The sequence below is a fragment of the Pseudonocardia pini genome (genome assembly GCF_013870575.1).
Classification (GTDB): domain Bacteria; phylum Actinomycetota; class Actinomycetes; order Mycobacteriales; family Pseudonocardiaceae; genus Pseudonocardia; species Pseudonocardia pini.
On sequence record NZ_JACBXB010000269.1, the window covers coordinates 1 to 6,709 of the forward strand.

At 73.0% G+C, this 6,709-nt stretch carries 9 protein-coding genes; 3 read left to right on the forward strand and 6 right to left on the reverse strand.

Features of this window, described 5'->3' with window-relative positions:
* Positions 1-112: 112 nt before the first annotated feature.
* Together H5J29_RS16390 and H5J29_RS16395 are read right to left on the reverse strand one after the other, a co-directional pair.
* Complete coding sequence (locus H5J29_RS16390) at positions 113-1,207, reverse strand: quinone-dependent dihydroorotate dehydrogenase (protein ID WP_181781828.1); 1,095 nt, start codon at positions 1,205-1,207, stop codon at positions 113-115.
* A gap of 94 nt (positions 1,208-1,301) precedes the next feature.
* On the reverse strand, positions 1,302-1,676 hold the full coding sequence (locus tag H5J29_RS16395) for an Hsp15 family ribosome-associated heat shock protein (RefSeq protein WP_181781829.1): 375 nt from the start codon (positions 1,674-1,676) through the stop codon (positions 1,302-1,304).
* 50 nt (positions 1,677-1,726) lie between these two features.
* Between H5J29_RS16395 and H5J29_RS16400 the strand changes: the two genes are divergently transcribed.
* On the forward strand, positions 1,727-2,647 hold the full coding sequence (locus tag H5J29_RS16400; RefSeq protein WP_376768540.1) for a DMT family transporter: 921 nt from the start codon (positions 1,727-1,729) through the stop codon (positions 2,645-2,647).
* Positions 2,648-2,656: 9 nt separating this feature from the next.
* A complete protein-coding gene (locus tag H5J29_RS36230) occupies positions 2,657-3,526 on the forward strand; it encodes a diacylglycerol/lipid kinase family protein (RefSeq protein ID WP_181781830.1) in 870 nt (289 codons plus the stop codon).
* A 3-nt stretch (positions 3,527-3,529) separates the two neighbouring features.
* On the opposite strand, the gene H5J29_RS16410 is transcribed toward H5J29_RS36230, so the two are convergent.
* Both H5J29_RS16410 and H5J29_RS16415 read right to left on the reverse strand, forming a co-directional pair.
* Positions 3,530-3,844 carry an ArsR/SmtB family transcription factor gene (locus tag H5J29_RS16410; protein ID WP_181781831.1) on the reverse strand — a complete coding sequence of 105 codons (315 nt, stop codon included), beginning with the start codon at positions 3,842-3,844 and terminating at the stop codon, positions 3,530-3,532.
* Entirely contained in the window at positions 3,841-4,272 is a 432-nt protein-coding gene (locus H5J29_RS16415; protein WP_181781832.1) for an SRPBCC domain-containing protein, read from the reverse strand. The genes H5J29_RS16410 and H5J29_RS16415 overlap by 4 nt, the downstream gene beginning before the upstream one ends.
* An 83-nt stretch (positions 4,273-4,355) precedes the next feature.
* Between H5J29_RS16415 and H5J29_RS16420 the strand changes: the two genes are divergently transcribed.
* On the forward strand, positions 4,356-5,009 hold the full coding sequence (locus H5J29_RS16420; protein ID WP_181781833.1) for an RraA family protein: 654 nt from the start codon (positions 4,356-4,358) through the stop codon (positions 5,007-5,009).
* 204 nt (positions 5,010-5,213) lie between these two features.
* Here the strand turns inward: H5J29_RS16420 and H5J29_RS16425 are convergent, their stop codons facing one another.
* Both H5J29_RS16425 and H5J29_RS16430 read right to left on the reverse strand, forming a co-directional pair.
* Positions 5,214-5,999, reverse strand: coding sequence for a 2-keto-4-pentenoate hydratase (locus H5J29_RS16425; protein ID WP_181781834.1), 786 nt, complete (start codon positions 5,997-5,999; stop codon positions 5,214-5,216).
* Between the two features lie 15 nt (positions 6,000-6,014).
* Positions 6,015-6,709, reverse strand: a 695-nt coding sequence (locus H5J29_RS16430) for a 4-alpha-glucanotransferase (RefSeq protein ID WP_181781835.1), incomplete at its 5' end; no start/stop codon positions are given.

Below are 6,709 nucleotides of genomic sequence, written 5' to 3' on the forward strand. Positions count from 1 at the left end.
TCCGGAGCATGTGCTCCGGGGCTTTCTCGTGTTCTCGACCCGGTGCGCATTATGGAGCCACAACGGTCGCGGCGGCCCCAGAAGAAGACAGTTATGGCTCCATAATGCGGCGTCAGTCGGCGGTTCCGACGGCGGCGGCCACGCTGGGGTGGGCGTTGTCGTGCAACAGGGCGGCCAGTTCGGTGTTCAGCCTGCGCGGCCAGGTGCCGCCGCCGTAGATGAAGCCGGTGTAGGACTGCACGAGCGACGCGCCGGCGGCGATCCGCCGGTAGGCGTCCTCGCCCGTGAAGATGCCGCCCACGGAGATGATGGTGCGATCGGGGCCGAGGGTGGCACGCAGCCGCCCGACGACCTCCTGCGCTGCCTGGGCGAGCGGCAGGCCGGAGACCCCGCCTGCACCCAGGGCCTCCACCTCGGCGGCAGGGGTCCGGAGGCCGGAACGGGAGACGGTCGTGTTGGTGGCGACCACGCCGTCGAGCCCGAGTCTCAAGGCCATGTCGGCCACAGCGGCAACGTCGTCCTCGGCGAGATCCGTCGTGATCTTGACCAGCAGCGGGACCGTCCGGCCCGGCACCGAGGCGACGAGCTCCTCCCGCACGGCCTCGAGCAACGGTGACAGGACGCCGACCTGCTGGAGATCCCGCAGCCCGGGTGTGTTGGGCGAGCTGACGTTCACGACCACGTAGTCCGCGAAACGGCCCAGGGCACGGGCGCTGTAGCGGTAGTCTGCGACGGCCTCGTCCGGCCGCGCGACCTTGCTCTTGCCGATGTTGATACCCAGCACGGGACGGCTCTCGGCCGGCAGCGCGGCGAGTCGGGCGGCCACGGCGTCGGCCCCGGAGTTGTTGAACCCCATCCGGTTCACGAGCGCCTTGTCGGCGGGGAGCCGGAAGAGCCGCGGCTTCGGGTTGCCGGGCTGGGGCCGGGCGGTGATCGTGCCGAGCTCCACGAACCCGAAGCCGAGCCTGCTCAGCGCGATCGGCCCGCGCGCGTCCTTGTCGAACCCGGCGGCGAGCCCGAGCGGGTTCGGGAAGTCGACTCCGAACACGCGCGTCTGCAGCACCGGGTCGGACGCGGCGAGGAGCCTGCCCACCCGCGGCCCGACGAGCGGCACACCCGCCACACCGCGGATCGCGCCGAACGCGACCCCGTGGATCGGCTCGGCGGGGATCCGGCGCAGGACGTGCTGGAACAGCAGGTCGTACATGGCCCCATCCTCTCCCACGCCGCGCGAGGGGCGGAGCCACGGGCCCCGGTCGTGAGCGCAATAGTCGCTAGAGCGACTATCGGCGCTCACAGGGTCAGCGGGGTGGGCGAAGGGCTCCGAGCTGGTCGAGGGCGCGGCGCTCGCGCTTGGTGGGGCGGCCGGAGCCGCGCTCGCGCACGGCGAAGACCGGGCGGCCCTCCTTGGGTGGGGGCGGCGGCGTGTGGTCGAGGTAGCAGGCCTGTGCCTCCGGGGCGCCGACGCGCTTCTGGATCACCTTGGTGATCTGCACGATCCGCGTCTGGTCGTACACCCGGGCTCGGACCGAGTCGCCTGCCTGCACCGGCGTGGCGGGCTTGGCGGGCCGGTCGTTGACGCGCACGTGCCCTCCCCGACAGGCGGCCGCGGCGTCGGACCTGGTCTTGGCCAGCCGGACGGACCACAGCCAACGGTCGAGGCGGGTGGACTCCATTGCCCCATCGTGACAGCAGCGAGCGGCATAGATCCACCGTCGACGGGGTTGTGCCGTCAGTGCCGACGACAGTGACGCGCGACCGGACCTGGCTCGTGGCGATCGCCGCCGCCTTCTGGGGGACCGACGGACTGCTGCGCGCCCCGCTCGCGGGAGCGCTGCCCGCGGCCACGGTGGTGTTCTGGGAGCACCTGATCGCCGTGGTGGTGCTGGTGCCCTTCCTGCCCTCGGCGTGGCGGGCGTTCCGGGCGGCGTCGGTGCGGGACCGCATCGCGATCGTCGTCATCGGGGCGGGGGCCAGCGCGCTCGCCACCGCCCTGTTCACCGCGGCGTTCGCGACGGGGGACGCGCTGACCCCGCTCGTCCTGCAGAAGCTGCAGCCCCTGGTGGCCGTGGCCGCGGCGGCGATGCTGCTCGGTGAACGGGTGCGCGGCACGTACTGGCTCATCGCCGTCCCGGCGCTGGTCGGGGCGTGGCTGGTGGCCTTCCCCGATCCGCTCGCCGCCCAGGTGGGCGAGCTGAGCGCCGCCGGGTTGGCCGTCGGGGCGGCCGTCCTGTGGGGGTTGGGGACGGTGCTCGGCCGGATGGTCGGGGTCCGGACCTCGCCGAAGGACGTCACGGTGCTGCGGTTCGCGATCGGGCTGCCTGCGTCGGCGGTGATCCTCGGGGTGCAGGGTGCCCCGGTCGCGATCACCGGTTCGCAGGTCCTGCCGCTGGTGCTGCTCGCGCTGATCCCGGGGCTGCTCGCCCTGGTCCTCTACTACCTCGCGCTCAAGGTCACGCCCGCCGCCCGCGCGACCCTCGCCGAGCTCGCCTTCCCCGCGACCGCCACGGTCCTCGGGATCGCGTTCCTGGGTGTCGACCCCAGCGCGACGCAGTGGATCGGGCTCCTCGTGGTGGTGGCGGCCATCACCACCCTGGGTCTGCGGGAACGGACCGCAGAACCGGTCGTCCACGTGCGAACGGGATAGTCTTCGCACGTGGCGCATGCCTTCGATCGTGTCGTGGTGGTCTTCAACCCCAACTCCACCGGGGACGCACAGGAGCGCGCCGAGGAGCTGAAGTCCGGGCTGGCCGACCGGGCCGCACACCTGCCCGTCGACCTGCGGCCCACCGAGCACGCCGGGCACGCGCGGGAGATCGCGCGCGAGGAGGCCGTCTCCGGGTCGCCGTTGATCGTGTCCGTGAGCGGGGACGGCGGGTACAACGAGGTCGTCGACGGCGTCCTGAAGGCCGGGGAGACCACTGCGTCGGCCGCAGTCCTGGCGGCGGGGAACGCGAACGACCACCGCCGCGTCGTGGGCCGTCGTCCGCTGCTCGACGCGATCGTGGACGGCACCACCTCCACGCTCGACGTCCTGCGCCTCACCGTCGACGGCGAGGTGCGATACGCCCACTCCTACATCGGCCTGGGGATCACCCCCGTCGTGGCGCTCGAGCTGGAGCAGGGCGGGAAGGGATCGCTCAAGGAGGTCGTCACGACCATCCGGGCGTTCTCGCGGTTCCACCCCTTCGCCATCGAGGTCGACGGGCGACGCGAGACCTTCGACAGCCTGGTCTTCGCCAACATCGCCGAGATGGCCAAGTTCGCCACCGTCGCCGAGGACGCCCGCCCGGACGACGGCGTGTTCGAGGTCGTGCTCGTGAAGCACCACTCGAAGCTGCGCACTGCACTCACCGCCGCGAAGGCGGCGCTCCGCGGGCTCGGGCCCCAGCCGAGCGTGCGCGAGTACGCCTTCAGGACCATCGACCCGATGCCGGCACAGATCGACGGCGAGGTCCTGGAGCTCGAGGCGGCCGTCGAGGCGCGCGTCGACATCGTGCCGGGCGCGCTCTCGACGGTCCGCTGACCGCTACTCCTCCGCGATCGCCTTGATCGCGGCCAGCCTGCGGTCCCACTCGTCCGCGATCCCGGTGAGCCAGGACGCGGCCGCGATCAGCCCGTCCGGGCGGGGGGACCAACGGACCTCGCGCCCGTGCCGGTCCGAGCGGACCAGGCCCGCGGCGTCGAGCACCGAGAGGTGCTGCACCACGGCCTGGCGGCTGATGGGGAGCCCGCGGGCCAGCGTGGTGGCGCTGGCCTCGCCCCGCGCGAGACGTTCGAGCAGGTCACGGCGGGTGGGGTCGGCGAGGGCCGCGAGTGCTCCGCCGTCGACGCGACCGCTCATGCCGACACGGTCTCCAGGTACCGCTGCAGCTCCGCGGTCTTCGCCGCCCAGCCCTCGACGTTCCCCCGGCGGTAGCCCGCGGCGTCCCCCGTCAGGCTCGCGAAGCCGCTCTCCCGGACCTGCACGAGCGTCCCGTCCGCGGTCTCGGTCAGGGTGAACTCGACGAGTGTCTCGTCCCCCGGCGCCGGCTCGTTCTCCCGCGTGCGGGCCCACCGGAAGCTGAACGCCGCGGGCTTCTCGACGCGCTCGACGCGGCCGACGCTCGTCCCGTGGCCCTCGAAGCTGAGCGTGAGCCTGCCGCCCGGCCGCAGGTCGATCTCGGCGCCCGCGTCCCCGAACCAGCGGCCGAGGTGCGTGGCCTCGGTGATGACCTCCCAGACCCGGGTGCGGGCGGCATCGACGGTGATCTCGCGGGTGATGGTGTCCATGGTGTCCTCCTCGATTGATGTGCAAGCCCGAGATTGCACTAGGCAGACGTGCAAGTCAAGGCTTGCGGGAGCAGGATGGGGGCATGGACACGTTGGTCGAGCGGCTCCGCGCCGTGCAGGTCTCCTCGCTGTGCGACGCCGACAAGGGCCTCGCCGTCGTCGACCCGGCGATCCGGGCGATGGTCCCGGAGGTCTCGTTCGCGGGCCCCGCGTTCACCCTCCTCGCCTACGACGACCACCTCCCGGTCCTGGTCGCGCTGCGCGCGGCCGAGCCGGGGTCGGTGCTGGTGGTGGCCACGAACTCGTTGAGGAAAGCGGTCTCCGGCGAGCTGTTCGCCACCGAGGCGGTGCGCCGCGGGATCGCCGCGATCGTGATCGACGGCTACTGCCGGGACCTGCGCGGGCTGCGCCGGATCGGCCTGCCGGTGCACGCGCGGGGCACCACGCCGATGTCCGGCACGACCCGCGATCCCGGGACCTTCGGGCGGGAGGTGCTGCTGGGCCGGGTCCGGGTCTCGCCGGGCGACCTCGTCGTGGGGGACGACGACGGCCTCGTCGTCGGCCCGCGAGAGCGGTTCGCCGCGGCGATCGACGCGGCCGAGGAGATCGAGCGCGCGGAGCAGGCGTTGCTGGCGGGGATGGCGCAGGGCACTCCGTTGCACGACATGACGACCGTCGATGCGCACGTGGCGGCGTTGCGCCGCGAGGAGCCCAGCACGCTGTCCTTCACGGTCTGAACCTGTCCGACGCGCGAGCGCGCTTCAAGATCGCCGATAGCGTGCACTCAGTGCGGTGGTGGCAGCGCTGAGTGCACGCAGTCTGCGATCTTGGCGCGCTGAGAGCACGAAACGTGCGATCTTGGCGCGCTGAGAGCACGAAACGTGCGATCTTCGGCCGGCGGCGTGCCTGGGGGGCGTCGGGCGACGGGGCTGCCGCTGTGGTCAGCGGAAGCTGATCTCCACCTGGCCGAGGTCGCCGAACTCGGCGCGGACGCGGTCGCCCGCCGAGATCGTCGGCACGTCCGTGGTGGAGCCGGTGGTCACGATCTCGCCCGCCTTCAGGCCCGTGCCCAGGTGGGCGAGCTCCTCGGCGAGCCAGACCAGCGCCGTCCGCGGGTCGCCCATCACCTCGGCGCCGCGGCCCTCCGCCGCCCGCTCGCCGTTGATCCACAGGGCTGTCCCCGTTGTGGACAGCTCGAGCTGCTCCCAGCCCGGGACCTCGGGGCCGAGGACGAACTGGCCCGCGCAGGCGACGTCCGCCATCAGCTGCGCGCTGCCCGCGTGGGAGTAGTCGGCGAACCGGGAGTCGGGGACCTCGATGGCCAGGTGCATCGCGCCGATCGCCGCGAGGACCTCCTCGCGGGTCGGGTCGGGGCCGACGTCGGCGGCCATCCGGAACGCGAACTCCGCCTCGACCACCCGCATGTGCAGGCCTGCGAACGGGAGCGTGTCCCCGGGCGCGAAGCGGAAGCGGTCGAACAGCCGCCCCGGCAGCGGTGTCCCGATCCCGATGACCGCCTGGCTCGGCGCGGAGGTCGCCGCGATCTTCCAGCCGTAGCCGGGGCCCGCGCTGTCACCGATGCGCTGCTGGATCGCCCAGCCCGCCTCGTGGTCGTGCGGTCGGAGGTCGTCGGGCAGCTCGTCGAGCACGTCGCCTGCCTGCCAGCTGGACCAGAGCAGGTCCGCGGCGCGGTCGGCGATCGTCGAGGCCTCGGCACTGAGGGGCATGCTGTGATCCTCGCCTCAGCGATCCCCCGAGCGCAATGCCGCGACCACCTCCGTCACCCGGGGATCGCTCTGCAGCTCCTCCAGCGAGACGGGCAGCGGCAGCCGCCAGTTGGGGTACTCGTCCACGGTCCCGGGCAGGTTGGGCTGCCGGGTCTCCCCGACGACGTCGTACGGGCTGGCCAGCACCAACCGGCAGCGGCTGCGCGCGAGCAGGGCGTGCATCGCCACGACGATCCGCTCGTCCGGGGTCGCCGCGGAGTCGAGGACCCCCTCGGCGACGAGGAGGTCGACCAGCTCCGCCCGGTCGGCGGCGGCCTTGCGCTCCTCGGCCGGGACGTCGTCGAGCAGGTCCAGGTCCGCGCGGGCGCGGACGTGCTCGCCGGTGAGGAAGCCCGCGGCCGTCGGCAGGTCGTGGGTGGAGATCGTGGCGACGGCCTCCTCGGGCCACTCGCCGGGCGGCAGCAGCCGGTCATCGAGGTCGCGGGCGAACCACAACACGGTGGAGCCCAACATGTTCCGGCTGTGCAGCGCCTCGGTCACCTCGGGCTCGACGGTCCCCAGGTCCTCCCCGACCACCGCCGCGTTCGCCCGCGCGGCCTCGAGGGTCAGGACGGCGAGCATCGCCTCGGCGTCGTAGTGGACGTACGTGCCGCGGTCCGCGGAGCGGCCCGGCGGCACCCACCAGAGCCGGAAGAGCCCGGCGACGTGGT

What these genes read in the sequence shown, in the direction of transcription:
- H5J29_RS16420 (WP_181781833.1), top strand. Translation starts at nt 4,356, where the DNA reads ATGGACACGTTGGTCGAGCGGCTCCGCGCCGTGCAGGTCTCCTCGCTG.
- H5J29_RS16425 (WP_181781834.1), bottom strand. Translation starts at nt 5,999, where the DNA reads ATGCCCCTCAGTGCCGAGGCCTCGACGATCGCCGACCGCGCCGCGGAC.
- H5J29_RS16395 (WP_181781829.1), bottom strand. Translation starts at nt 1,676, where the DNA reads ATGGAGTCCACCCGCCTCGACCGTTGGCTGTGGTCCGTCCGGCTGGCC.
- H5J29_RS16390 (WP_181781828.1), bottom strand. Translation starts at nt 1,207, where the DNA reads ATGTACGACCTGCTGTTCCAGCACGTCCTGCGCCGGATCCCCGCCGAG.
- H5J29_RS16410 (WP_181781831.1), bottom strand. Translation starts at nt 3,844, where the DNA reads ATGAGCGGTCGCGTCGACGGCGGAGCACTCGCGGCCCTCGCCGACCCC.
- H5J29_RS16415 (WP_181781832.1), bottom strand. Translation starts at nt 4,272, where the DNA reads ATGGACACCATCACCCGCGAGATCACCGTCGATGCCGCCCGCACCCGG.